This is a genomic window from uncultured Fibrobacter sp. (genome assembly GCF_947166265.1).
In the GTDB taxonomy this organism is placed as follows: domain Bacteria; phylum Fibrobacterota; class Fibrobacteria; order Fibrobacterales; family Fibrobacteraceae; genus Fibrobacter.
Genome location: NZ_CAMVDO010000003.1, coordinates 26280 through 50316, shown reverse-complemented (window position 1 = coordinate 50316; position 24037 = coordinate 26280). Strand labels below are relative to the sequence as shown.

The 24037-nt window shown below is 48.5% G+C and carries 24 protein-coding genes, 1 tRNA gene and 1 other RNA gene; 13 read left to right on the top strand and 13 right to left on the bottom strand.

Annotation, left to right across the window (positions count from 1 at the left end):
* Positions 1–59: 59 nt before the first annotated feature.
* The 3 genes from Q0W37_RS02645 to Q0W37_RS02635 form a co-directional block, all read right to left on the bottom strand.
* Positions 60–2615: a T9SS type A sorting domain-containing protein gene (locus Q0W37_RS02645; RefSeq protein WP_297698504.1), complete on the bottom strand. Its 2556-nt coding sequence runs from the start codon at positions 2613–2615 to the stop codon at positions 60–62.
* 165 nt (positions 2616–2780) lie between these two features.
* Positions 2781–3599: a hypothetical protein gene (locus Q0W37_RS02640; RefSeq protein ID WP_297698502.1), complete on the bottom strand. Its 819-nt coding sequence runs from the start codon at positions 3597–3599 to the stop codon at positions 2781–2783.
* Complete coding sequence (locus Q0W37_RS02635) at positions 3600–4841, bottom strand: GGDEF domain-containing protein (RefSeq protein WP_297698500.1); 1242 nt, start codon at positions 4839–4841, stop codon at positions 3600–3602.
* Between the two features lie 337 nt (positions 4842–5178).
* On the opposite strand from Q0W37_RS02635, the gene Q0W37_RS02630 reads away from it, so the two are divergent.
* Both Q0W37_RS02630 and Q0W37_RS02625 read left to right on the top strand, forming a co-directional pair.
* Positions 5179–5403, top strand: coding sequence for a hypothetical protein (locus tag Q0W37_RS02630; protein WP_297698498.1), 225 nt, complete (start codon positions 5179–5181; stop codon positions 5401–5403).
* Positions 5404–5689: 286 nt separating this feature from the next.
* Positions 5690–6334 (top strand): hypothetical protein, encoded by a 645-nt coding sequence (locus Q0W37_RS02625; RefSeq protein ID WP_297698497.1) that lies wholly within the window; start codon positions 5690–5692, stop codon positions 6332–6334.
* Between the two features lie 178 nt (positions 6335–6512).
* Here the strand turns inward: Q0W37_RS02625 and rpiA are convergent, their stop codons facing one another.
* From rpiA to Q0W37_RS02605, 4 genes are all read right to left on the bottom strand, one after another.
* Entirely contained in the window at positions 6513–7202 is a 690-nt protein-coding gene (rpiA, locus tag Q0W37_RS02620) for a ribose-5-phosphate isomerase RpiA (RefSeq protein ID WP_249268924.1), read from the bottom strand.
* A complete protein-coding gene (locus Q0W37_RS02615) occupies positions 7202–7831 on the bottom strand; it encodes a peptidylprolyl isomerase (protein WP_297698493.1) in 630 nt (209 codons plus the stop codon). Before Q0W37_RS02615 ends, rpiA begins: the two co-directional genes overlap by 1 nt.
* Before the next feature lie 315 nt (positions 7832–8146).
* Positions 8147–8791 carry a hypothetical protein gene (locus Q0W37_RS02610; RefSeq protein WP_297698491.1) on the bottom strand — a complete coding sequence of 215 codons (645 nt, stop codon included), beginning with the start codon at positions 8789–8791 and terminating at the stop codon, positions 8147–8149.
* Positions 8784–9119 (bottom strand): hypothetical protein, encoded by a 336-nt coding sequence (locus tag Q0W37_RS02605; protein ID WP_297698489.1) that lies wholly within the window; start codon positions 9117–9119, stop codon positions 8784–8786. Before Q0W37_RS02605 ends, Q0W37_RS02610 begins: the two co-directional genes overlap by 8 nt.
* Positions 9120–9382: 263 nt before the next feature.
* Here Q0W37_RS02605 and Q0W37_RS02600 point away from each other — a divergent pair, with 263 nt between their 5' ends.
* The 4 genes from Q0W37_RS02600 (at position 9383) to Q0W37_RS02585 (ending at position 11999) form a co-directional block, all read left to right on the top strand.
* Positions 9383–10177, top strand: a complete 795-nt coding sequence (locus Q0W37_RS02600; RefSeq protein ID WP_297698487.1) for an Rpn family recombination-promoting nuclease/putative transposase — start codon at positions 9383–9385, stop codon at positions 10175–10177.
* 163 nt (positions 10178–10340) lie between these two features.
* A complete protein-coding gene (locus tag Q0W37_RS02595) occupies positions 10341–10643 on the top strand; it encodes a hypothetical protein (protein WP_297698485.1) in 303 nt (100 codons plus the stop codon).
* 33 nt (positions 10644–10676) lie between these two features.
* A complete protein-coding gene (locus tag Q0W37_RS02590; RefSeq protein ID WP_297698483.1) occupies positions 10677–11405 on the top strand; it encodes a metallophosphoesterase family protein in 729 nt (242 codons plus the stop codon).
* 132 nt (positions 11406–11537) lie between these two features.
* Positions 11538–11999 (top strand): 23S rRNA (pseudouridine(1915)-N(3))-methyltransferase RlmH, encoded by a 462-nt coding sequence (locus Q0W37_RS02585; RefSeq protein ID WP_297698481.1) that lies wholly within the window; start codon positions 11538–11540, stop codon positions 11997–11999.
* Between the two features lie 351 nt (positions 12000–12350).
* Here Q0W37_RS02585 and ssrA read toward each other — a convergent pair.
* Positions 12351–12710, bottom strand: a transfer-messenger RNA (tmRNA) gene (gene ssrA, locus Q0W37_RS02580).
* Positions 12711–13078: 368 nt separating this feature from the next.
* Between ssrA and Q0W37_RS02575 the strand changes: the two genes are divergently transcribed.
* From Q0W37_RS02575 to Q0W37_RS02560, 4 genes are all read left to right on the top strand, one after another.
* Positions 13079–13711, top strand: a complete 633-nt coding sequence (locus Q0W37_RS02575) for a hypothetical protein (protein ID WP_297698480.1) — start codon at positions 13079–13081, stop codon at positions 13709–13711.
* Positions 13712–13882: 171 nt separating this feature from the next.
* Positions 13883–14722 carry a TIGR02147 family protein gene (locus tag Q0W37_RS02570; protein ID WP_297698478.1) on the top strand — a complete coding sequence of 280 codons (840 nt, stop codon included), beginning with the start codon at positions 13883–13885 and terminating at the stop codon, positions 14720–14722.
* Positions 14715–16061, top strand: coding sequence for a hypothetical protein (locus Q0W37_RS02565; RefSeq protein WP_297698477.1), 1347 nt, complete (start codon positions 14715–14717; stop codon positions 16059–16061). The genes Q0W37_RS02570 and Q0W37_RS02565 overlap by 8 nt, the downstream gene beginning before the upstream one ends.
* The gene (locus Q0W37_RS02560; RefSeq protein WP_297698475.1) at positions 16058–16549 is read left to right on the top strand and encodes a hypothetical protein; all 492 of its coding nucleotides are present in this window, start codon (positions 16058–16060) and stop codon (positions 16547–16549) included. Before Q0W37_RS02565 ends, Q0W37_RS02560 begins: the two co-directional genes overlap by 4 nt.
* A gap of 147 nt (positions 16550–16696) precedes the next feature.
* Here the strand turns inward: Q0W37_RS02560 and Q0W37_RS02555 are convergent, their stop codons facing one another.
* The 5 genes from Q0W37_RS02555 to Q0W37_RS02535 form a co-directional block, all read right to left on the bottom strand.
* The gene (locus tag Q0W37_RS02555) at positions 16697–17008 is read right to left on the bottom strand and encodes a hypothetical protein (RefSeq protein ID WP_297698473.1); all 312 of its coding nucleotides are present in this window, start codon (positions 17006–17008) and stop codon (positions 16697–16699) included.
* A gap of 24 nt (positions 17009–17032) precedes the next feature.
* Positions 17033–17117 (bottom strand) — tRNA-Ser (locus Q0W37_RS02550).
* A gap of 79 nt (positions 17118–17196) precedes the next feature.
* A complete protein-coding gene (locus Q0W37_RS02545) occupies positions 17197–18879 on the bottom strand; it encodes a M3 family oligoendopeptidase (RefSeq protein WP_297698471.1) in 1683 nt (560 codons plus the stop codon).
* An 8-nt stretch (positions 18880–18887) separates the two neighbouring features.
* Entirely contained in the window at positions 18888–19556 is a 669-nt protein-coding gene (locus Q0W37_RS02540; RefSeq protein WP_297698469.1) for a hypothetical protein, read from the bottom strand.
* 214 nt (positions 19557–19770) lie between these two features.
* Positions 19771–20661, bottom strand: coding sequence for an HD domain-containing phosphohydrolase (locus Q0W37_RS02535; RefSeq protein WP_297698467.1), 891 nt, complete (start codon positions 20659–20661; stop codon positions 19771–19773).
* Between the two features lie 209 nt (positions 20662–20870).
* Between Q0W37_RS02535 and grpE the strand changes: the two genes are divergently transcribed.
* From grpE to Q0W37_RS02520, 3 genes are all read left to right on the top strand, one after another.
* A complete protein-coding gene (gene grpE, locus Q0W37_RS02530; protein WP_297698465.1) occupies positions 20871–21521 on the top strand; it encodes a nucleotide exchange factor GrpE in 651 nt (216 codons plus the stop codon).
* A gap of 132 nt (positions 21522–21653) precedes the next feature.
* On the top strand, positions 21654–22631 hold the full coding sequence (locus Q0W37_RS02525; protein WP_297698463.1) for a hypothetical protein: 978 nt from the start codon (positions 21654–21656) through the stop codon (positions 22629–22631).
* 31 nt (positions 22632–22662) lie between these two features.
* Entirely contained in the window at positions 22663–23931 is a 1269-nt protein-coding gene (locus Q0W37_RS02520; protein ID WP_297698461.1) for a hypothetical protein, read from the top strand.
* The last annotated feature ends 106 nt before the right edge of the window (positions 23932–24037 follow it).

The following is a 24037-nucleotide window of genomic DNA, read 5'->3' as shown; positions in this document are numbered from 1 at the left end:
GTGTGTATTTGGAACTTGGGAAGTCGGCCCCGTATAAGCGAAGAGCCGACTACAATATCTTACTTGATGACAAGAACTCTGTGCTGGAGCGTCTTGCCATTTGCATCCTTCAGGCGGGCCATGTACTTTCCTACGGGGAGCTTGTTCAGGCTGACTGCGGCACTGCTAACGGCTTCGGTACTGAAGGCGAGCTTGCCGTTTGCGGCGTAAAGCTCGATGGAGCTGCCCGCCGGGGCATTCACATGGAGCGTACGCTTTTCAAGCTGCATAAAGCTGCTGCTCGAAACATTGATGCGAGAAAGCTTGGTGACAAACTCGGTGCCTTCGGGGGCTCCGACCACTGTTCCGCGGCCGACGGTGCTCATGTAGACGACGCCGAAGTTGTTCATGTCGCCCTGTACGAACTGTCCGTTACCCGGGCCGCCGAACTGGTGAGCGTCGTCGTTAATGCGTTCGAAGGTCTTGCACTTGTCGGTACTGCGGTAGATGCCGATCGCATCTCCAGACTTGGCTGCACCCCAGATAAAGATGGTTTCGTAATCGGAGCCTTCTTTGGCCTTGCCGATACCCACAGCGATTGCGGTAGATGCACCTTCGCAGCGGTTCCAGCTCTTGCCACCATCTTCGGTGTATGCGAGGCCGTTTTCGGTAAATCCCTTGGGCTGCCAGACTTGTGCCTGGTCCATCGGAACCCACAGGTGACCTTCTTTCTTCGGGACGGTGCGGACGAGGCCGGTGCCGTTATAGTATTCTCCAGCTCCTTCATTTTGAAGGCGAGCATCCTGGGCGACAAAGTTCTTGCCGGCGTCAGTCGACTTGTAGAGCGTTCCCATAGCGCTCATGACGTAGAAGGTCTTGGTGTCGACTGGGTCTGCTACGATACGGGCGTATTGCGTCTGCGTACCGGTCTCGATGGCGGTCCAAGTGGCACCGTTGTCATCGGAGCGATAGACGGTGGCGCTTTGATCGGGGCGGTGGAGCATCACCTTGCCATCGGCAGAAAGCACAACAAGTCCTAATTTTCCCTTGAGTTCTGTCTTGACGGAATCCCAGCTCTCGCCCAAATCGTCGGAACGGTACATGACAAGGAAATCTTTAGATTCGTATGTATAGTACTTCGTAATCACGCCAGTGCGCAATAAGGAACCGCTTTGCGGAGCGTAGCCCATGCTCTGTGTGGTGCCGATTGTAGGCGTGTGGCGCGGAGAGCTTTTGTTGATGTTCTTGTAGACAGCTCCGTCATAGTCACCGATTGCGGTTACCAGCGGACCATTCGGGATACTGACGATATCTAGGGGGACAGTTTCTTCGATGCCCTTCGACATGAATTTCCATACAGGAACTGTTGCGGTAATGTCTTCGGTCATAAAGATACCGTTACCGCTTGTGACCCACGCTTCTTTGTTGTTGAACGGGTTGATTTCCAGAGAACCCGCCCAGTGAATCGCGTTGCCCGGAATCCAGGCTGTGCCGTTGGCATCGATATTCGGAACGTCACCGTAATGCTGACCATGAACCCAGTTCTTACCGCCGTCGGTCGTAGTGTAGATACGGTCGCCGTAGTTGTCCTTTTCGTCCTTGGTCACGTGGCGGCCCGTGTACTGACCGAGCGTCGACACGATAATGTGGTTCTTGTCCTTGGGATCGATGGAGATTCCGCCGTAGGAGCATTCGTTCTTTTCGTGAACGATGGAACCGCCTTCCTTTTCGTTGTCGTCATAAGGGGTAATGTCTGTCCAAGTAGCAGACTTGATGTTGTACTTGTAGACACCGCCCTTGGCAATATTGTAGGGGCCGGGGCCATCGGCAAACGTGACGTACATGTCGCCATCGACGATTGTTGCGCGGTGGGGCATCAGGCCCGCAGGAACTCCGCGCACGACTTCCCAGGTGGCACCACCATCGTGGCTGACCTGCAGGTTGTTCGTTGCTTCGGAGGTTCCGATATAGATGGTTGCCGTGCTTCCGTCGGCAAGAGTGCCCTGAGCAGGGTCGAAAAGAACAAAGCTCACGCCATTTACGCCGTTCAGGCTGCTTTCTGTAGCTGTGGAGAGAGCGACCTTGTAAAGGCTAGTCCAGGTTTTACCGTAGTCAGTACTCTTGTAGACGCCCTTAGTACGGCTTCCGCAGAGGATAATATTTCCCATATTAGGGTCTACAGCGAGCTTTTCGCCCGTTTGGCGGCCCATGCCGTTGCCGTGGGCAAGCATTTCGACATAACTTGTGTCCCAGGTATTGCCGTAGTCTTTACTGCGGAGCACGGCTGTGCGGCCCTTGCTAAAGTAGCCTGTACCGGCAAGCACGTAGATACGCTTGGGATCCTGCGGGTCAAGTGCGAAAGCTTCAGTTCCATAAAGACCGACATCGTTTTCCGAAATCCAGTCCATCAAGGGAATCCAGGTTTTCGATGTGAAATCGAAACGGTAAATACCACCCACGTCGGTGCGGGCATACAGCAAATTTTCGGCTTTGGGGTGGAAAATCACCGCAGAAACGAATCCGCCTCCATCGAAACGGACATTGCCCCATTCGTATTTTTCTGCGTTTGCGGAAGTCGCAAGGGCTCCAAGAGCCACAGCGGACGCTACCGTGAAAATCTTTATTTTACCGAGCATACCATCTCCATTTTTCCCTGTTATCCCGCGTAGGTTATGTCCAGGGAACATTTCTTTCCTCTGTCATCCCCGCGATGGCGGGGATCCTTAGGTACATTTCTACCTGAAAATACCTAAAAAATGCTCCTATAGAGCAAAAAATCGACTTATAGCGTAGAAATATGTTTATGGTTTCACAACAGGTGTTGAGTAGCGCTTTTCGGCGTTTTCGTTACGGCGCTTGAGTTCTTTGTTCAGGGGCCAATAGATGGCTGCAAAAAGCACGTAGCCGCAAAGGAGCACAATCCAGTGGTTCAGTCCGAGGCCTATTTCCAGGTAGCGCATCTCGGCAAACATAAACGGCCCAGCAATCAAGAAAAGCGGCAGTTGGCGACATTGGTCGCCCAGCGAATAGCGGCTTTCGTAGCTCACGATAGAGTTCATCATCGGGAAACTGGTGCAAAAGCCACCCATCAGCCGCTTAATCAGCATGAGTCCGCTCACTACACCGGCAATCGCCGGAGCCTTGATATAAACCGGCAGGGGAGTCTTGTAGCGAACACCCGCCTTGTAAGTCTGCGTCTGAAAAACAACAATTCCCACAATAAGGTCAAAAAGACACGCCCCTATAAACCACGGTTCCGTATTGGGGATTCGTGGCATCAAAAATGTTCCCAAGGCAACAAAAAAGGCGAGTCCCATAATTATGCTCGGGACAATCGGAACCTTCACCTTGTAATGCAAAATTCGGACAATGTGAACGTACAGAAAGCACATAAATCCAGAAATTGCGTTGGCTGCCCCCATCGGGAGCCCTACGGCAATGTAGGCAAAACCGCAAGGAATAGGAATCGTTGCGGTAACAGCCTTCAGTTGCGGGTCTTTCAGGTAGGCACTCAGGGTTCCAAGGGCGGTCACCATGAAAATGAGCAGCCAGTCGTAAATGGAAAAATGGAAATTCAACGCATCAAACATCGCTTTCCAAAGATAGAATAGTTCTATCAACTATTTTCTATTCTTCTTGGCGATCAGCTTTTTATCGTACATGTTCTTGTCTGCGCGTTTGAATACGGTTTCTGCAGTATCACCGCTTTCGTATTCCGCCATGCCGAGGGCCGCAGAGAATCTTTCCCAGGGGTTCTTCGTGCTGTCGATTTCGCTTTCCTGGAACTGCTTTTCAGCTAATTCGAGCAATTCTAACCTGTTTTCGTAGTCGGAATTCTTGAGCAACACGATGAATTCATCGCCACCGATACGGAAAACGGGGGAGTGTCTGTATATGGTGCAAATCATGTGACATGCACCCGTAATGTAGCAGTTTCCGTTTGCGTGCCCATAATTGTCGTTGATGGTCTTGAGGTCATTTAGATCAATCATCACGATCGCAAATTTCGCTTCTTTTTCCTCAATTTCCTTTTCCAACAAACGAACGGTCTTATCATACGCTATCTTACTGCCAACCCTGGTTAAGGCATCCTTATAGGCCAGCATCGTCATGTCGGCAGCAGTCTCTTGGGCGTTTTTCACCTTCTCTTCGGCAGACAAAATACTTTGCACATACTGCTTCATGTCTTGAGACATTTGAGAAATCGCTTTGGAGAGAGATTCCACTTCGTTTTGCGTATGGATGACGGGCGTCTCGAAAACAAGCTCTTCGGGAGCCTTATGGTCATGACTCTTTTCCGCAAACATACGGGCACTTCTTTCCAGCGCAAGAATCGGTCCCGTTACATTGTGCCGCAACCATAGAATAAGGATAACACCGAAAATCAGGGCCAGCAACAAAGTCAGGACAACATTGTACAGCACATAGGAATTAACGGTTTTATGGAGTTCTTCGATCGAAATGTCGGCGCAAATAAGAGAAAAATGCTTCCCTTCGGAATTGGCAAGGGACTTGCAAGCTGTATAGGCGGCACCCCATTCTGAATCTTCCTCAAAAAAGGCGATTTCAGATTGCTGCATGACCTTTTCAAATTTCTGAAGTTCCTGCAAGGGGTAGGCATCTGATGTCTCAAGAAGAGGCATGTCCGTTTCGCCTCGAGCCCGTTCTGCAGCGCTGGTTGCAGAAACAACATTATACATTAACGAATCTTTCGGGAATACAATGTATAAGTAGAACAGCTCGAATTCATCGACCATGCCGTTCAGCAACTGTTGCAGTTGATTGTATTTTTCCGAAGTTTCCTTGTTTTGCACACAGTTATACAAGTCGTCTGCATCGAGCTGTGTGTGAACATAATTCAAAATGTTGTCGAGACGATCATCGTAGCGCTTATAGAGCGACTTAGAAAAAGTGAGGTAAGACTGCACCGAAAGAAAGAAGCACAGAAAAGAAATAAATAGGGCGCTTCCTAGGATTAAACTACGATGTATAGGTTTTTTGCTAGTCGTCATTTATTTTCTCCTATAAAAGAAAATAACTTTTTTTTTCAAAAAAGTTACGAGCCAGGTTCATTTTTAAACTTTTTGTAACGTACACTATGGAATATCCCAACTTGGACTAACGGCGTTTTTACAAATTTTTTCGGTGGTAAATTCACTGAACGGCCTATAATGGACCCGGCTTTTTTATATTTGAGGCATGAAAGAAAAATTTACGTTGTCTGCAATTCTGTTCGCCGTTTTAGCCGCTTTTTCGCTTTCTGCCTGTACAGATGAGGCCGCCGAAGCCGAAATGAACCGACTGAAAGCCGAAAACGCGATGCTTCAGGGCCAAGTCGATTCGTTGCAGAAAAACCTGGATTCCCTGGCCGCCTATGGCGATTCGGTCAAAAAATCGCTCGAAAAGCTCGATATGCACCTTTAGACTGCCACCGGCAGAGCGGTTTCAGGGATGTTTCTTAACTATCAATCCCCAATTATTTAACACTTTTGTTATATTTGCGCCCGTGGCTCCCAATGGTCTGCTGCCACGGTAGCGACCCCTTAATGTTTCGCTGGCCCAATTTGCCCGAAACCTTATCGCCGTCAAGCCTCTCAGGAGGCGTTAGTAAGATGGCTTTAAGCACTCACAAACACGAACCAGCCACACCGCCTGCGGGTTTATTTCCAGCCTGCACTTGCGGTCAACCCTTACTTATGAGGTGCCCCGAATGGAATACATCGCACTCGCACTCTCACTCGTTGCAGTGATTCTGTGCATCGTTATCCTCACGAAGGTTAACAAGCTCCTTACCATGCTTCGTACCCCGATTTTCAAGAAGCTCACCCCGGACATGAACTTGAAGCCAGCTTCCCGTCGCCCGATCAGCGCACAGGAAATGGCTCAGCGCGGTGAACGCAAGGAAAATCGCCAGAACAACAATGGCAAGGACCGTCCTGCTAAGGAAAATCGCGACAACCGCGCCGCTGACAAACAACAGCAGCAGCCCGCTCGCGACCGTAATGAACAACGTGATCGCAACAACAACCGTCGCGATCGTCGCGACCGCCGCGAAGGCCGTCGTGATGTGAACGTTGAAGCTCAGAACACAGCTGCCGAAGCCCAGGCTCCCGCAGCTGCTCCCGCCGTCGAAGCCGCCCCGGCCGCCGCTCCTGAAGCTCGCCGCCCGCTCGCTCCGCGTATTCCGGTTGAAACTCCGGCCGCTCCTGCCGTTGAAGCCTCGGTCGCTGCCCCTGCAGCACCTGCCGCTGAACCCGCAGTCGAAGCCGTTGAAACCACCTTCGATCCGTCCAAGGTCCGCTACGGTCGCCGCAACGTGATCAAGAAGGCTCCGGAACTCGCCGACGAAGACTAATTGAGCACGCGCTAGCGCGAAATTGAAAGCCTCCGGTCGTCGACCGGAGGTTTTCGCTTTTTTTTAAAGCGAACAAAAAATCCCCGGCTCTTGCCGAGGGATTTTAATTTGTACAAAAAATGTTGGGCAACAATTCTTCTAACAGCCTACTTCCTACAGTCTACTGATGCGCAGCTGACTAGAATTCCACGAGGCCCTTTTCGGCGTCGGCGAGAATCACCTTGGTTGCCATGCCCACGAACAGCCCGTGGCCCACGATTCCCACGATGTGTTCCAGGTCGCGGGCGAGCTTGTCGGCGTCTTCGATAATGCCGAACTTCGCGTCTGCAATCAGGTTGCCCGAGTCGCTAATCACCGGACCGTCCTTGCCCGGAGCGCCCATACGCACCTTGAGGTCGCCGCCCAGCTTTTTAACGCGTTCGGTCACCACGGCGATTGCGCCCGGAATAATTTCCAGCGGTACCGCGAACTTTTCGCCGAGCTTGTTCACCTTCTTGCCGCTATCCGCGATAATCACGTAGTTGTCCGTCATCGAGGCCACAATCTTTTCGAGCAGGTGAGCGGCTCCGCGGCCCTTGATCAAATTGCGCTGGTCGTCGATTTCGTCGGCACCGTCAATCACCATGTCAAGGTGGCTCACTTCGCCCATTTCTTTGAGCGGAATGCCGAGGCTTCTGCACTGCAGCGTGGTGCTCCAGCTCGTGCTCACGCCCACAACATGCAAGCCTTCTGTCTTGATGCGCTCGGCAAGGCGGTTCACCATGTGGGCGGCGGTGCTACCCGTTCCAAGACCCACGGTCATGCCGTCCTTGATCATATCTGCCGCGCGAACGCCTGCAGCCTTCTTGAGTTCGTCCATCGATGCCATTAGCGCCATCTCCTGTTGTGGTTGTTGTCGTCAAAATCTTCGCCGTCGGTTCCGTCGAAGCCGTCGTCAAAATTGTCAAAATCTTCTTCGCGGTCGGGGTAGCCGCTTTCGAGCTCGGTAAAACTCGGCTGCTCGATGGCGACCACTGTCACGTCGAAAGTCAGGTCCTTGCCCGCAAAGGGGTGGTTCCCGTCCACGACCACCGTGTCCTTCTTGATTTCCTTAATCGTGTAAATCCCGTCGGATTCCTCGTCGTCGTCCAGATTCAGCCCGTCCACGAACTCGTCCGCCGTCTCCGGCAGCTGGAATTCGCGCACGTCCTCGTCCATGTACATCTCGAGCTCCATTCCGAGCCAGATTTCGCCCACCTCGCGGAGTTCGTCCTTCGGGACCTCCATCACCAAGTCGGGACGGTAGGGGCCGTAGCCCTGTTCAAATGGAATATCGACAGTAAAACTTTCATTCAAGTGACGGCCTTCCAGCGCGTCTTCAAGCCCCGGAATAATGTTGTTGAATCCGTGAATGTACACGAACGGGTAGCTCGCGGGCACTTCTTCGAGAATCTTTCCGGTGCGTTCCTTCAAGGAATAGGCAATGCTGACCTTCAGCTTGTCTTGAATAATTTCCATACGCGCGCAAAGATAGAAATTAGACGAGAGACGAGAGACGAAAGACGAGAGATTTTCAACCTAATTACGGGTGGGGGAGGGGTCCCCCTAACTCTAGCCACGACTCAGCCTGCTCCGCACGCTCACATGGCCTCGGGCTTCGCCCGACGAATGTTCGCTTTGCGGCCAGGCTTTCGTCGTGTCTACCGTTACCCCCTCTCCTAGGTGGCTCCGCCCCCTAAAACCCCGCAAGGCGAATGCCGCGACAATCGTGCTTGCACGAATTGTCATGGCTGTACCGAAAGAGGCTTTGTCCCCTGAAAAATGCTACGCCTACTACTCGTATCTTATTTTTTTACGAAAGCCATTGCCATTCATTTGCTTAGAATCTTTCATCATTTTGGAAAATTGCCAGATGTAAAAATCAATGATTTTTTCATCAGTTATTTTTTCTGCATTCTTGAGGTCTAATTGTTTTACCTTTGTCTTAAAGATTTCAATGGCTTTGGGCAAAAGTTTTTCTTTTTGGATTCTTTGATACTCATATTTTAAGAATTCATAGATACCATTACAAATTGATTCCTTTCCAGCATTTTTATCCTGCCAATCAGGAAATAAGAAAAAAGCGGCAATGTATTTATCATAAATCGGCAGGTTTTGGTTTAAAGTGTGTAACAGTTTCGTTGTAAAAGAAAAATGAATCGAACCCGATTCGTCTTTTATAAGTTCGTCTAGTTTTTTTTCTTCTCCAGAACAAAGAATACCAAAGTATTTGTTGTAAAACTCACTACTTAGACGAGCAGCATTCATTGCATAGAATTTTTTATAATTACGTATATATTCTTTTTTGTTAGCCGAATTGAGCTCTTCCCATTTAAGAGTTTTTAAATAACATTCAACATATCCCCTTAATCCATCTTTGTAAGTATTTTCTGCTTCTTCCAAAATTGCTTCCGCATTCTCATTTATAAACTTATACATTGGTTAATTCCTCCCCTTTGTAAGTTGGTCTAATAGCCTTTAATTCCGATGGATGAGATATCTCTATAATATCACATTTTCTGAATGGACTGTAGGCGTTCCATAGTTGGTGGAATGGATGATGGGGAACATCATAATAACAGATTTTTAAATCGCGTGAAACATTGAAATAGATATAGGACATTTCTTTGATTTCCATAGTTTCACAGACTATTTTTTGATATGCCGGTGATGAAAACTGTTCCTCGTATTCACGGAAGTAGTTTGGTAAGCGATCCTTTCGCCAATCCTCTAGCAACGGAATAAAGAATTGTTCGGCTTCTTCCATGGTGCAGCCTATCCAAAATTGATCGTCTCGGGGTCTATATGAAATGATTTTCATAACCAAAGCTCTTTTTTGTTCTTGAAAAGCAATCCTTATGGAATAAATATACATTCGTTTAAAAGTCTAATTATGACTTTTTGTTTTGTAAAAAGAAATAAATTTTTCAAAAAATCGGCATTGAGCGCCTGAAAAATACGTGTATAGTTATAGATAGGGGTAGTTCTCTATTCGCGAAAACCGACGCGTTTCGGTAGCAAGATGAAAAAATGAATGCAAAACGCATTCCTTTTGAACAGCTCCCCATTACGAACAGGTTCATGTTTGCAAAGGTGTTTGGCCACAAGGAAATTGCAAAGCCGTTCCTTGAGGCTGTGCTTGGCATTAGGATTCACGAGCTCAAGGATCCCGAGCCCGAAAAGACTATTGACGTAAGCCCGTTCTACAAGGGTATCCGCTACGATGTCTTTGTAAGGGAGACTGGCCCAAATGGAGAAGTCCTCCGCAGTTTCGACATTGAGATGCAGATGGAAGACAACGAGGATATCCCCAAGCGGACCCGCTACTACCAGGCAATGTGCGACAGCGAGGCGCTGAACAAGGGCGAAGTTTACTATAAGCTGAAGGATCTCTACATCATGTTTCTGTGCCCCGAGGACATTTTCGGGCAGGGGAAAGCTGTCTACAGGTTCAAGAATCTTGAGGTCGATAACCCGAAAATTGAATTGGGGGACCTCTGCTACAAAAATTTTTATATATTCAATAAGTACCGCGACGTCGCCGAGAAATCTATCAGGGAGTATCTGGAGTACTTCGCAACAAGGAATCCGAGTTCTCCAGAAACCAAGAAGATTGACAGGATGGTGAAGTGGTACCAGACGGACAACGAAACGAGGAAACGCTATATGACTTGGCAACAGGAAATCGACATCGCTGTAGACCGTGAACGTCAGCGTGCAAATGAAATCCAAAAGCAGGCTGATGCGGAAAAGGCCCGTGCTGATGAAGCGGAGGCTCGTGCAGACAAGTACGAGAAAATGCTTCGCGAACTCGGCATATTGTAGTTTTCTTCATAATAACTTTTTATTTTGGCTAAATGCTCTAAAGCTCCTCGTTTGGGGAACTTTCTGTTTTGTTTAACCCAAAGGAAACTATGAACACGCTAAACAAAGCCTGCTTCTTGAATATGTTGACAAATTCAAAATTTTTACCTATATTCTAACTAGAATGTCCTATGTTTATGTGAAAGATTCCGAAGGATTCGTCTTCAAGAAAAAAGAATCGGATGTCTCTGCGGACGAAAAGATTATTTCAGAAAAGGAATATCTGAAAAAATCGGGCATCGCCCTTAATGAGAAGAAATTCGGACATGGTGGAGCGCGCGAAAATGCTGGCAGAAAGACGAAATTTGCCTCTCCGCTGAAATTTCAGATTCGGGTCACGAAAGAGGAAAAAGATTTCCTGACATTCGCAAGGAGCAATAAGCTCAATTTCACGACTTTGATGAACCTTGTCGCGAAGATTGGTTAATTATCGTCCTTCATTTTTTACTACATTACAACTATGCTATACGGTATTTGTTCTGATATCCATTCGAATGCGGTTGCCTTTGAAGCGGTTATTGCTTCTATGAAAGACAACAACGTCGACAGGAAAGTTTGTCTTGGTGATTTAGTGGGTTACGGTGCCGATCCGGACGAATGCGTTCGTCTTGCTCGCGAAAATATGGACATTTGCATTATCGGTAACCACGACAGTGTGGCAATCAAGCACGAGTCCAGCGCCGGGTTCAACCCGTATGCCAAGCAGGCGATTGAATGGACCCAGAATCATTTGTCCGACGAATCCGTCTCGTTCTTGAGGACGCTCCCGTACATTTGCGAAGAAAACGATATTTGCTTTGTGCACGCCTCTCCGCTTTCGCCCGCGGACTGGGTGTACGTGACCGAGCTCGAAGACGCCCTCGACGCTTTTGAACATTTCAAGGGCCGCTACTGCTTTGTGGGGCATACGCACAGCCCGGTGATTGTGGCGAGTCGCCCGAACGCCATTCCCAAGATTCTGGACGAATACGAATACAGGATCGAAGACACGGAACGCTTGCTGGTGAACGTGGGCAGCGTAGGCCAGCCTCGTGACCGCGACCCGCGCTCTTGCTGGTGCCTGCTCGATACCGAGACCAAGTGCGTACGCCTGATTCGCGTGGACTACGACGTGTACCAGACGCAGGAACGCATGAAAAAAGCCGGCATGCCGAGCTTCCTCATCGACCGCCTCAGTGTGGGCAGGTAAGTAGTGATTAGTAAACAGTGATTAGTATACAGGGGCGCTGGTATCAAGAATTCCTAAGAACTGATCATTGCCTACTACCTTCTGCAACGAAGTTCCCCTAACCACCAACCACTAATCACTAGCCACTAAATTATGAAATGGGTTCTAGCAGTTTTCGGGCGTGCAGGTTCGCCGTTTATTGCCGACGAGGTCGACAAGTACGTGAAGCGCTTGCGTGGGGGAGTGTTCCCGCTCGAAGTCGTGGAACTCAAGGAGTCCAAGATAGACGACCGCGTGCAGGCGTTGGCGCAAGAAGCGGCTTTGTTCGACAAGAAATTCCCGAAATCCGAATACAAGCGCGTTATTTTGTCTGAAGAAGGCAAGCTGATGGACACCGTCAAGCTGTCGGACACCTTGCGCGACCGTTTTCCGGGAAACATCGTGTTCTTGATTGGGTCGGCGTACGGCATCGACGAGAACCTGAAAAAGACCGCCGACTTGCTTCTTTCTCTTTCGCCGTTGACGTTTACCCATGACCATGCGCGTGTGCTTTTCGCTGAACAGCTCTACCGCGTCCAGATGGTCATGCTGAATCACCCGTATCATCATAGATAGGTTACAGGCGTCAGGTTTCAGCCGAGCCAATTTTTAATAACATAAATAAAAAAGGACTCTCAAGGAGTATTTGCATTTGTGAGCCACAAGCGACTCGTATCAACGAGTCGTGGTGGCGAGAGAACCGGCTCCAGAATAAGGACTGTGTAGAATGTAGCCGGTTCGGTCTTATAATAACATAAATAAAAAAGGACTCTCAAGGAGTATTTGCATTTGTGAGCCACAAGCGACTCGTATCAACGAGTCGTGGTGGCGAGAGAACCGGCTCCAGAATAAGGACTGTGTAGAATGTAGCCGGTTCGGTCTTATAATAACATAAATAAAAAGGACTCTCAAAAGAGTCCTTTTTATTTATGGAGGTGAGGGGAGTCGAACCCCTGTCCAAAATCACGTCCATGCACGTTCCTACAAGTTTTCCCTTCGTATTTAAGGTCTCGTCTGATCTACGCCCAAGAAGGTCGGCGCGGACTTTGACCAGCCTAGTGAATCTCGGACTCTAGCCCCAGGCATGCGAGAATCCTATCCCATATTGCGTCCGGACGTTCACCCCGATGGGAGCGGAATGAGGCCCGGCGTTGCCGCTAATTAGGCAGCGAGTGCGTAGTTTTCGTCAGCACTTATTTTTTTTCAGACTTTTTTACGAGTGCCCTCGTCTGAGACCTCGACTTGCAACTAACACTTCGGTAACCCTGTCGAAACCAGAGCACCCCCGGTGCTTTGCGCCGGGGGTGCTCTGGTTTTGACCTGTCGATTAAACGCGACCAAGGGGAGCGTTTAAGCCCTTAAGCTCACGAAGTGAGCGCAAGGCCCCGAAGGGGCGAGAATAAAGCGAATAGCTTTATTCGAGGCAAACCAAAGGCCCTAAGGTTTGTGTCGCGACAAAATGCTTGAACTTCGCTATTTTGACATGACCGAACCGCAGGGGATTCTACATAAGGTAGAATGCACAACCGGTGCTTATTAGTTATATCAAATATATAAAAATAATTGTCAAATGGAAAGATGAATCAAATTTTGACCTATCGATTAAACGTCCGCCGCCCTATTCCCTCGCAAAATATTTTTCCTATCTTTAGGACATGCGCTTATGGCTTACGACATCTCCCGATGACTTTTCCTCGGAATTCGACGACATTGAACAAATGTTTTCTCGAGGTCTTTCACGCCTAATCTTACAGAAGCGGGGGAGAGGTGGAGCTCCGTTTGCAACGGAAAACGATTACGAACGCTGGCTTATGGCACTCCCCATGGAATGCCGTGACCGCATCTGGGTTCGCGGAACACCCGACCTTGCGGAGCGTCTGGATGTTCGTGGATGCGTGGCTGAGGCAGGGTCACTTTCGGGAGATGTTCCTGAAAGTTGGAAACGCGTAAACTGTATCGCATTCTGCCGGAACCTGGAGCAACTTGACAACCTTCCGGAATGGGTCGCCGGGGTGCTCATTGGCCCAATTTATCAGCCGCAGTCCGTTTACGAGCCAATCGATTTTCTTGGCGTCCAGGCGGTAACAAATAAAATCAATGCGCTAGCATCGTCCGATGGCGGTTCCAGAAAAATTCCGCAAATTATTGCCTTTGGCGGCATCGATCACGAATATCTAGCCGAAATCAAGCAAATTCCGATTCACGGGGTGTCCGTTCTCGGTGGAATCTGGAACTATGCTGACCCGGTGAATGCCTTTATTAAGCTGAACCGCGCCCTGAACTTCTAGTCAATTTCACCTGTTTTATATGATTTGTATCATTCTTTTTTGTCTGCTTGTATCATAAAAATTGTTGAAAACAACTTTATTTTCATTAAAAAACCTTGATTTTAGATTAAAATTGAAAAATTTGTATCTTAGCATATTGACTTTTACAAGCAAAGAATATATATTATGGGCATGAAGCCCGTAGTGGAGTACACAAGCTATCGCGTCTATATCCGCGATTTTTATGCTGAGCGCAAGGAACGCACCGGTTTTACGTGGCGTGATTTTGCAAAAGCGGCCGGTTATTCCTCTCCTGTATTTTTAAAACTCGTTTGTGACAGCAAGGCCAATTTAAGCGAGGCCGGCGTCGAGCGTGTTGCTTCGGCTATGGGGCTTGTCGGTGTTGATTTACAGTATTTTAGGCAGCTGGTAGCGTTTAACCAGGAAAAGTCTTCTGCAGCAAAGAAAAGAATCTTTGCCGAAATGCGTAAACTTGCCGACGAAAACTCCTTTGCCCTGGTCGGCGAAGACCAGTACGACTATTACGGTAGCTGGCTTAATCCGGTTCTTCGAGAAATGGCTCCTCGTTTAACAGGGGCGACTCCTGCCCAAATGGCGGGGGAACTTGTCTTTAATAGCGATACCACGAGCGTCAAAAAATCGCTCAAGCTTCTCGAAAAAAATGGCTTTCTCGAAAAAGATGAACTAGGACGCTACAGCCAGAGTAATCGTGCCGTTACAACCGGCAACCTTGATGTCACCTCTCTTGCCGTCCGTGAAATGCACCGTCAAATGGGCGAACTGGGCGTACAATGTCTCGACCAGGTCCCAGTCAACGAGCGCGATGTTTCGGGCCTAACCATAGGAATCTCCGAACACGCTTTTGAAAAAATCACCAAGGAAATTGCTGAATTTCGCCGTCGCATCAGCTCGATTGTGATGGACGATTCCGGCGAAGAACGCGTTTATCGATTGAACGTGCAGCTGTTCCCCCTTACTCGCAACCTGCCGAAGGAGGAACGCCATGCTTAACTCTGTCAAGACATTCGCAAAAATCCACTTTGGGCTTTGGTTGCTTATTTGCGTCGCCTTCTCTATGTCGGCTTGCAGCACATTTTGGGCCGGTGGCGTCGACGAAGAACAGAATACCGTGACTGCCGATGCAGACAATTTGGACGATGGAGATTCTTCTAGTTCCTCTATCGAAAAGATTTCTGCCACTAGCTCAGCCGTGGAGGCGATTTCATCTACAAGCAGAATTGTGCATGCAGACGGTGAAATGGACGGCATAGACCACTCTCCTGAGTTTCCGTCAACTAGCTCTACATTGAGCTCTGCTGTATACATCCTAATATCGTCTTCGTCTGTTGCTGAAGAAAAGCCTTCGACAAGCACGTTTAAGGGCCTCCTCATGAACCAGGAGAGTTCCTCCTTGAGCTTGACTCTTGACGTAGACGGTTCTTCTTTTAATGTAAATACGGATGCCAGTGGATATTTCACACTCGAGGATCTTCCTTATGGAACATTCCCGATGTATGTTCTAAACGAAGATGGTTCGACAACGGACGTTGCATTCTTTGTTCAAAACGAAGACAGTAAGTCACTGCTCGGTCCCATTCCAGCATCGTTACTGGACAAAATAACCTATTCCGATTTAACGCCAACACCTACAAAAACAATTATTGTCGGCAATCCGCAGGATCCGCCCTTCTCTGATTCTACGCTTAACGGAGGAGGAGTCGATCTTAATCCTCCTCCCAAAGACTCAGTCTCTTTCTATAATGATGTCGCGTCAAGACCTGTGGCAAATTACATGCCTTCCGCACTCGATTACGGAGTTGTATGCAACTTTGAATCGCCGCTTTTATCTGAGAAGAATTACAGTTGTGATATATCGAATACTCCCGAGGCCGTTTTTGTCGAAGCAACCGCCGTGATCGATGCTCTTGACGGCAACGGAACTTATCGCAAAAATATGGTAGGGATGGCAAACGACAATTACAACGGGCTATTCAGGCTTGCCGTAATTAACAATGAATGTGGCGCTACAAAGCCCTCGCTTGCGTTCTTCGTTTCGGATGGCTTCGGATTCTCTTGCAACAACGCCGTAGTTTCGGACGCAGAAATTGAATTGAACGAACCTATGCAACTTACAGCCATCTGGTATGGCGATACGTTGAAACTCTACAAGAACGGGTTCCTTATCGCTTTCCGCGTGGCAGTTGATTTACCTTCGAATGTAGCTAATGCTCCTGTTGTATTTGGCGACCAAAATTTGGATTTGAAATTGGATGAGGTGCGATTGGGGAATCTCACAATCACTGCAGCCGATGTCTTGTATCGGTATTATCTGAAAGGAGGCGCACAATGATGACGGAAAACTCTATCGAGCTTGCCTACTTTGAAGTCAATGAATACGGACGTCTTTTGAGCGGAAACAGGCGCTTCTGCCGAATGTTCGGGTTCGAACCTTCAGAATTGCCGTGGCATTACGTGACGGACCTTTACCGTTACGCAAGCGACTGGAATACCTTCCGTAACGACACCGTAAACGCAAGTTTTAACATGCGTATGCGCAATCGTCGTGGCCGAAGCTTCGACTGCTGCATTATGCGTGAAATTTACCAGAATGCAGAAGGCGAAGTCATTTTCCGCAACACCGTTCACAAAGTGGGTGAGGGGCGCGCCGCTACAGTCGCGACACATCCGCTTTCGATGGTGTTCCTTGCAAAATGCGCCGACTGCGGTGCTCAGATCCGCGTAACTACTGTAGCCGAAACAAGGCTGCGCATGCTATGCAATCATTGCGCTGCAACGGCTTTCCCCGAAACCTATTACAGTAGAAGCGCTCAAATGTAGTTGAAATTGGAGGCTAGGATAGGAGGAGACAAAAGGCGACTTCTTTTTAGAAGTCGCTTTTCTTATATGCGCAAGCCAAAAGACTAAAAAAAGAAAAATCCATCGTTTTAAACGATGGACTTCTCAAGAATTTTGCAAATTACTGAATTATTCACCAAAAGCGTTATCGGCAGCGGCAGAAACTTGAGCCACATTTTCCGATGTCACTTCAGGTTCAGCAACCATTTCAGAATCAGCACGGTCAGAAGCCTTCTTGTCGGTGACAGAGAGCTTACCTTCCTTGAACTTGTACATAGCGATGGTGGTCGGCTTCTTGGTCAAGGTGATATAGCCCTGAGTTGCCTGCTTGTTCACAAAGCGAGCTTCCTGAGCCATCATAACCACTGCGCGGAAAACGGAGCCTTGACATTGTTCGTTAGCATAAATGTCATCAAGATAGACTCTCTGTTCTTCAGCCATCTAGGTACCTCTGAAAATGTTTAGAAGAGGGAGAGGGATTCGAACCCTCGTTACCGTGAGGTAAACACGCTTTCCAAGCGTGCGCCTTCAACCACTCGGCCATCCCTCCAGGATGTGCGCCAAATATAGGTTATTCTTTTTAATTTGTCAAGCGTTTTTGCCGTTTTTTTGCATTTTTTTTCAAATATTTAGGTTAATTCATCCCAGACCACCTGCATCAACGGTTCAATCGTCTTTGCAGTGAAGTCGAACTTGATATTTGCAGCGGCAAAAAGCTCCGGAAGTGGGCGACTGTCGCCCAGACTTTCGGCCTTGAAAAGATCATCAATGGCTTTTTTCGGGTCTTTCTTGAAATTCGCCCATACCTGGAGCGCACCGAGCTGAGCAATGCCGTATTCGATGTAGTAGAACGGGCATTCGAACAGGTGCAGCTGCTTTTGCCACAGGTTGTTGCGCACAGCCTCGAAACCGGAGTAGTCCACGCCGGCATCGTAGCGGTCCATAATTCCCTTCCAGATTTCTTCGCGGTCCTTGGCGTTATGGTTCGGACGGCTATACAATTCGTGCTGGAAGCTATCGATGCTTGCCACCCACGGGAATAGCCAAATCACGTCTTCAAGTTCACCTTCAATGCTACGGCGAATAGCTTCGGAGTCATTGCCGTAGAAAGGCTTGAGGTTGCTCATGCCGATGAGTTCCATACTCATACTCGCGACTTCGGCGAATTCCGAAGGAACGTCGCGGTAGGCGAGAATCGGCTGGTTTGCAAGCGCATACTGATGGAAAGAATGTCCCGATTCGTGCAGCAGCGTGTAAATGTCGCGGTCGGTTTCAGCCGAATTCATGAAGATGAAGGGGAGGCGGCTTTCGTCAAAGCCGATCTGGTAGCCACCGGGGGCCTTACCGAGCCTGCTGTCCGGATCAATAAGCTTTTTCGCCTGCATTTCGCGTGCCCACTTGCCCGCCTGCGGGTGAATCGATTCGAAAATCTGGTCGACTTTTTCGATGAGTTCATCGCCGTTTTTGTACGGTTTTAGCGGAGCGCGGTTCAGCGGGTCTACGGAGAGATCCCACGGACGGAGCGTCTTGAGGCCCATCTTTTCGGCGCGTTTCTTGTAGATTTCCTTGAGGAGCGGAAGCACCAGTTTCTCGACGCTTTCGTGGAAATTCCTACAGTCAGCGGGGGAGTAGTCAAAGCGGCGCTTGGCAAGGAAAATATAGTCGATAAAATCCTTGCAGCCCGCATTTTTGGCAATCTTGTTGCGGATTTGGAAAAGCTTGTCGAAAGATTCGTCAAGCGCGTCCTTGTCCTTTAGGCGACGGTCCCACATCGTGCGGAAAGCGCGTTCACGCAAGTCGCGATCGGTCTTTTCGAGGTAGGCTCCCAACTGTTGCATAGTCTTGACGCCGCCGTCAAATTCCACACTCATGCCACCCGTTATCTTCTGGTAGGCCTGCACGGCCATGGTCTCTTCGGTTTCGAGCGGAATATTGTCGGGGGAGAAAAGGTCCAGCGAAACCTGCACACTACGGAACCATACACCAAATTCATCCTTCAGCTTATCCTTGGCGGGGTGAGCCATCAGCTTTTTGTTGAGTTTGTCGCTGTATTCGTTAGAAATCGGATCGATATTGCTCACAAAATCTTCGTAAGCCTTGGCGGCGGCCTCATCCTGGGTGTTGCAGGTCATCGCGACGTAGCGACGGCAAGAAACTTCCGAAAGCACCGAGCCCAGTTCGCTCCACCTTAGAATCCAGGAACGCAAAGCCTCGGAGGAGTTCGTGACATCTTCGTTAAGCAGGCTCTGATAAAGCGCCTTGACTTCTTCAACGTTGTCTACATTAAAATTTTCAGGTACAAAAGTTCGCATAAAAACCTCTAAAAAGATATCGCTCCTACCCAGTCGCTCACGATATTGTCCAAGACAGATGTTCTAGCCTTGTCTGCCAAGGCCTGCTTTTCTTCCTGGGTAATTTTGCGGTCCATATCAAAATTAAGCGTAAAAGCCTCGTCTTGTGCCTTCAGTGATACATCCATACGGCCCACAATATGAACGTTTTCAATGTCCCGAAGTCCAAAAATACGGCGGTCAATCGGCATTTCTGTCACAAGGATCACCTTGTTGTTTCCGGGTACAAGCTTAACCGAATCACGGAGCGCAACCGGGAGTTCCATCAGAGAATCCAATACCAAGTTCGCAATAAGTCCCCGAATCCAGAGCGTATCTTCGCCTGTATTCTTGGCATTTAAACCGACAGTCAAATAAGCCTTGCCAATTTCCTTTTCGAGGATTCCACGTGCAAAATCCTGCACCAGGGCAACTACGTGCGGGTTCGGCAAAAGTCCTTTCTTCAAATCACTCGACTTCGGAAACAGATTCTTGTTGATGGACGCAGAATCCAAAGACAGCGTATCGAATTCTAGCTTAGTCTTGGAAAGAATGTCTGCCGCCGAAAGTTTCTTGGTGACCGCACAGCCGGAGAAAAGGAGTGCAACAAATGTAACGAGCAGCAGCAGGATTTTCGATTTCTTTTTTAATTTTAGCATCTTTAATGTAAACCAATTTAGCCACAATATAACAAATTGACGTATTCGTTATGCTCCAATAAGGTTATTATGTATAAAATCCGTGATTTTGTCAAAAACACCTCCCCTGATTTTCCTATCTTTGTATTGCCGATAATGCGTATTATGTAAACTAAATAATCGAAGGAAAAGGGCAGTCTTGCAGCCCCTTCTATATGAATACATAATACATATTTCAGTACTTCACCTGTTCGGGAATACACTGAATCAGCCGTTCCTTGGGAATTGTCATGAAATACTTGACGAGTTCTGCGTCGAGCTGTGTTCCGGCAACGTCCTTGATAATCTGAATGGCATCCTCGTGAGTTTTCGGAGCCTTGTAGGAACGTCGCATCGTGATTGCCGAGTATGTGTCGGCGATAGAAATGATCCTTGCCGGCAAGGGAATCTGGTCGCCGGGCTGGCTATAGTAACCATTTCCGTCGATTCGTTCGTGGTGAAAAAGAATCCAGTCCGTAATATGGTTAAAGGTCTGGAGCGGCTCCAGAATTTTCACGCCGACTTTGGGGTGGCGTTTCATTATCGCCCATTCCTCTGGTTCGAGTTTTGCAGGTTTATTCAATATCGATTCAGGGACACCGAGCTTGCCGACATCGTGCATTAGGGCCGCATATTCTAGGCTAACCGGATTGATGCCGCGTCTGATACTTGCAGGCAAATACTCATAGAAAAGCATTGTCAACTTCTGTACATGGCGACTGTGTCCGTTCAGGTTCGGGTCCCTTGCATCGATAACTCCCACCAAAACTTCTGCAATGTCGATACTCCTGGATTTTGCCGTATCGAGCAAGTTGAACATCAACGTAAGGACTATAGCGACAAAAATGCTTCCTCCAAACAGAATCATCGCCATCACAAGGTCAGGTTCACCAATAAACGCACTGAAAAGGTAACCAAGCAGGAAAAACACCAGCAACATACCTGCAATGGATTTCCAGATACGGTCGCGGCGACTTCCTGCCGAAAGAACGTCATGGGAGCCATGGATAAACAAAAAATACCTGACAATGTTTGCCACCATCAGAATCGATCCCAAAATAATCGGTATCGTAATCAGTAAATCCATTCCGTACTTAAAATATGAAATAAATGCAAATATGTATCAAATTAACCCCAAAAATGATATTCTAAGTTGGAATATCAGCAAAACGTTTTATTATGAAACGTTCTCCCCCGCTTTGAAATTGGCACGGTTTTTGCTACATTTGCCTCGAAAACTGTAAAACTAGCGTCCGGACTCTCAAAGTTGGACGATTTTAGAGGAATAAACCGAAAATGGCAGAAGATTTGAATCAGCAGGAACCGACCACAGAAGAAAAGGCAAAATTCGAACAAGACGTGCTCAAGGCCGCCGAAGAAGCAATGAAAATGGATGATTCTACAAGCTCGCCCACCGGTGGTGATAAGGGCCCTGAGCCTGCCGAAGAGACATCTAGCGCCGAACAACCCGCTGAAGCCGCCGAAGCCGCCCCCTCTGCTGAAGAAGTCCTGAAGCAACAACTCGCCGACGCCAACGACCGAACCCTCCGCTTGATGGCCGAATTCGACAACTACCGCCGCCGCACCGCCAAGGAACAGCTCGAACTCATCGAGACCGCGAACGGCAAGCTCCTGGAGAAACTCTCCGAAGTCCAGGACAACTTCGAGCGCGCCTTCGCGAGCGAAAACAAGGCCCAGGATTTGGAAGCCTTCGAAAAAGGCATGCAGATGATTTACAACCAGTTCGCAAAGATTTTGACCGACGCGGGCCTCGAGCAAATCGACCCCACCGGCGCGGAATTCGACCCGAACATGCACGAAGCGCTGATGCAGCAGCCCAGCGAGACCGTACCCGAAGGCCACGTGGTGACCGTATTCCAGAAGGGCTACAAGCTTAAGAACAAGATTTTGAAGACCGCAAAGGTGATCGTCTCCTCCGGGAAATAACACAGCGTGGATTCCCCATTTTTAAGGTCGACTCCAAAGTCGGCCTTTTGGGTTATTGATAGGCATGAAGTTAAAATGCACCTTGAATCCCCGGTAAAATTTTAGTATCATTCCTTCTGGAAGAGGTAAAATATGAACAAAACATTTAAGATTTTATTCGCCGCCCTGGTGATTCATTCTGCAGTCTTCGCTCAGGAAGCTGTCGTAGACACCGCCAAAGCCACCGCCCCAGTAGACACGACCAAGAACGCTGTTGCAGAAAATCCTGCAGATACAGCCGTTTCTGAAAAACAAATCGACGATTCAGCCGTTGCCAAAGTCGACGCTCCGGTAGACACGACAAAAACTGCAGAACCGGTCGCTCCGGCCGCCGACACGATTGCGGTCACAGGTCAGGACACCTCAGCTGTTCAAACCGTCCAGGTAGCGCCTGTTCCGACTGAACCTGTATCGACGATTTATACAGAACCCTCTGCAGAACCTGTTGCCCATGTCTCCCCCTCCACCAAAAATTGGTATCACCTTGTAGGCCTAGGCATAACCGTCCCCGTATCCCAGTACAAAATAAATCACAAGAAAATCGACTTTGTCAACTACGGCTTGAACCTCACCTACTTGGGAATGGCCAGCAATGGACTGTCAATCAAGTTAGGAGTATCTGCCGGAGGCTCCGTAACAGATAACATCAAGTTCGAAGATTCCGACGATTGGCAAATTGGGACCTTCACCTCTTATGAAGCTGGCATCGGTTACACATTCGGCTGTCCTCAGGGCGTTTTGTTCTCGATAATCGCCGTCATCGGTTCTGAAACGGTAGAATTTGAATCCGAAGAACGGAAATTCAAGCACGAAAAGCTCGGAGTTGTAGACCGCACCTTCACGGAATCTATGGCTGCCCTAACGCTGGGAGGCGACATGTTGCTCCGAATCGCCTTAGGGAACCATGCTGGAATTTTTGCCAGCGTCGGTGGCCGCTGGATTCCTGCCACGGCATCGGTTTCGTCCGTCAAGTATGTAGATGACGATTTTACACAAATGGAATCGTACAATGACGATGGACGCGGGATCTATAGCGTTGTTCCCACGATTGGCGCAATGTGGAGTTTCTAGAAAATCTTATAACAAATAATAGGGATGTTTTATGAAAAAGTCCATTCTTTCCAAGAGCGCAACAGCCTTTAAATTCGGAGCAGCACTTGCTGGGCTATGCATTACCGCCTGTGGCGACGACTCTTCTTCTGCAAGCCAAAGCTCCCAAGATTCGTACGAATATACAAGGGGCAACGCCCTGGAGACTGCCGTATTCCAGTATGCGGCGGAATCTCTCGGAGAAAACAGTGACTCTACCATCAGCGTTCCCTTTTACCATGTTCTCGGAATCGATTCCGCGGATAAAAAGGACATCCGCGTATGGACATACATCTGGGACATCGATTATGTTCTTCGTGGCGATACCCTGGATACGGAATTCGCATCCGAACAATCCGGTGTTTTTCACCTCAAGAAGAACGGCAACACCTATAGTGTGCTGAGTTTCGATTCTCTCGTATTTGAAGCCAAACACGACCCAGCAGAAAAATTGTTCGGAAAGTACTATAAGGATTACCGCGCCTACAAGTACAACGACTTTGAACAAGCGCCTGAAAGAACTGCGATTGTGGCCGATTTCGTCAAAAAGAACGACATCCCCGCCACAATGTACTGCGATTATGGATACGACCCCATCCAAATTTTCCCAGACAAGAAAGAACCTGCAAAACATACCAAGTCCGAAATCGTAGCCATCTATTCCGCTCCTCAGGTGCAGGATACCTATTCAAATACGGACAACAACACCACTATCATCTATTTTTACGAAGACAACACCTATCGCCAATACATTCTTCAAAATGGGGAAATACTCCCCTACACGGAAGGCTCGATCCAATCCGATGAACCCGTGGATTTCATGAAAAATGAACCCGTCATGATTAATGTAGATGGCTACTACAAAGACGGTAAGGAACTGACCGACGTGAGAGTGTCGTTCTATGTCGATCTTGAAGACAAAGAAGCATATCGCCTTTATCCCATCAAGGCAAACAAGGACAAGGAAGTCGTTGCGGCCTTTATGCAGGCCGACAAGCAAAAACTCGTCAAGGCGGACAGCTCCGTAGAAATGCTTACCACCATGTGGTTCTACTACGAAGATGGCACCTTCGAACAGTATGCGCTAATCGACAACGAACAAAACGTGCTGTTCAGTAGCGGCGATTACTCCATCAAGGGCAATTTTTCGACAAAGAATTCTGTGCTTACCATCCACAGAACAAAGAAGTACAAGGATGGGAAGGGCCTTTCCGACTATGAGTCAGAACATGATTACGAAATCGGAGCCCTTGAATTCATAAAAGTCTATCCAGAAAAGTAGTCGACTTGGTACACTAGCCCCATCCCCGGCAGAGTCATCCCCACCACCATTTCGTCATCCCCGCGAAGGCGGGGATCTCTTTTTTAAACAAGAATCCTCCCCCACG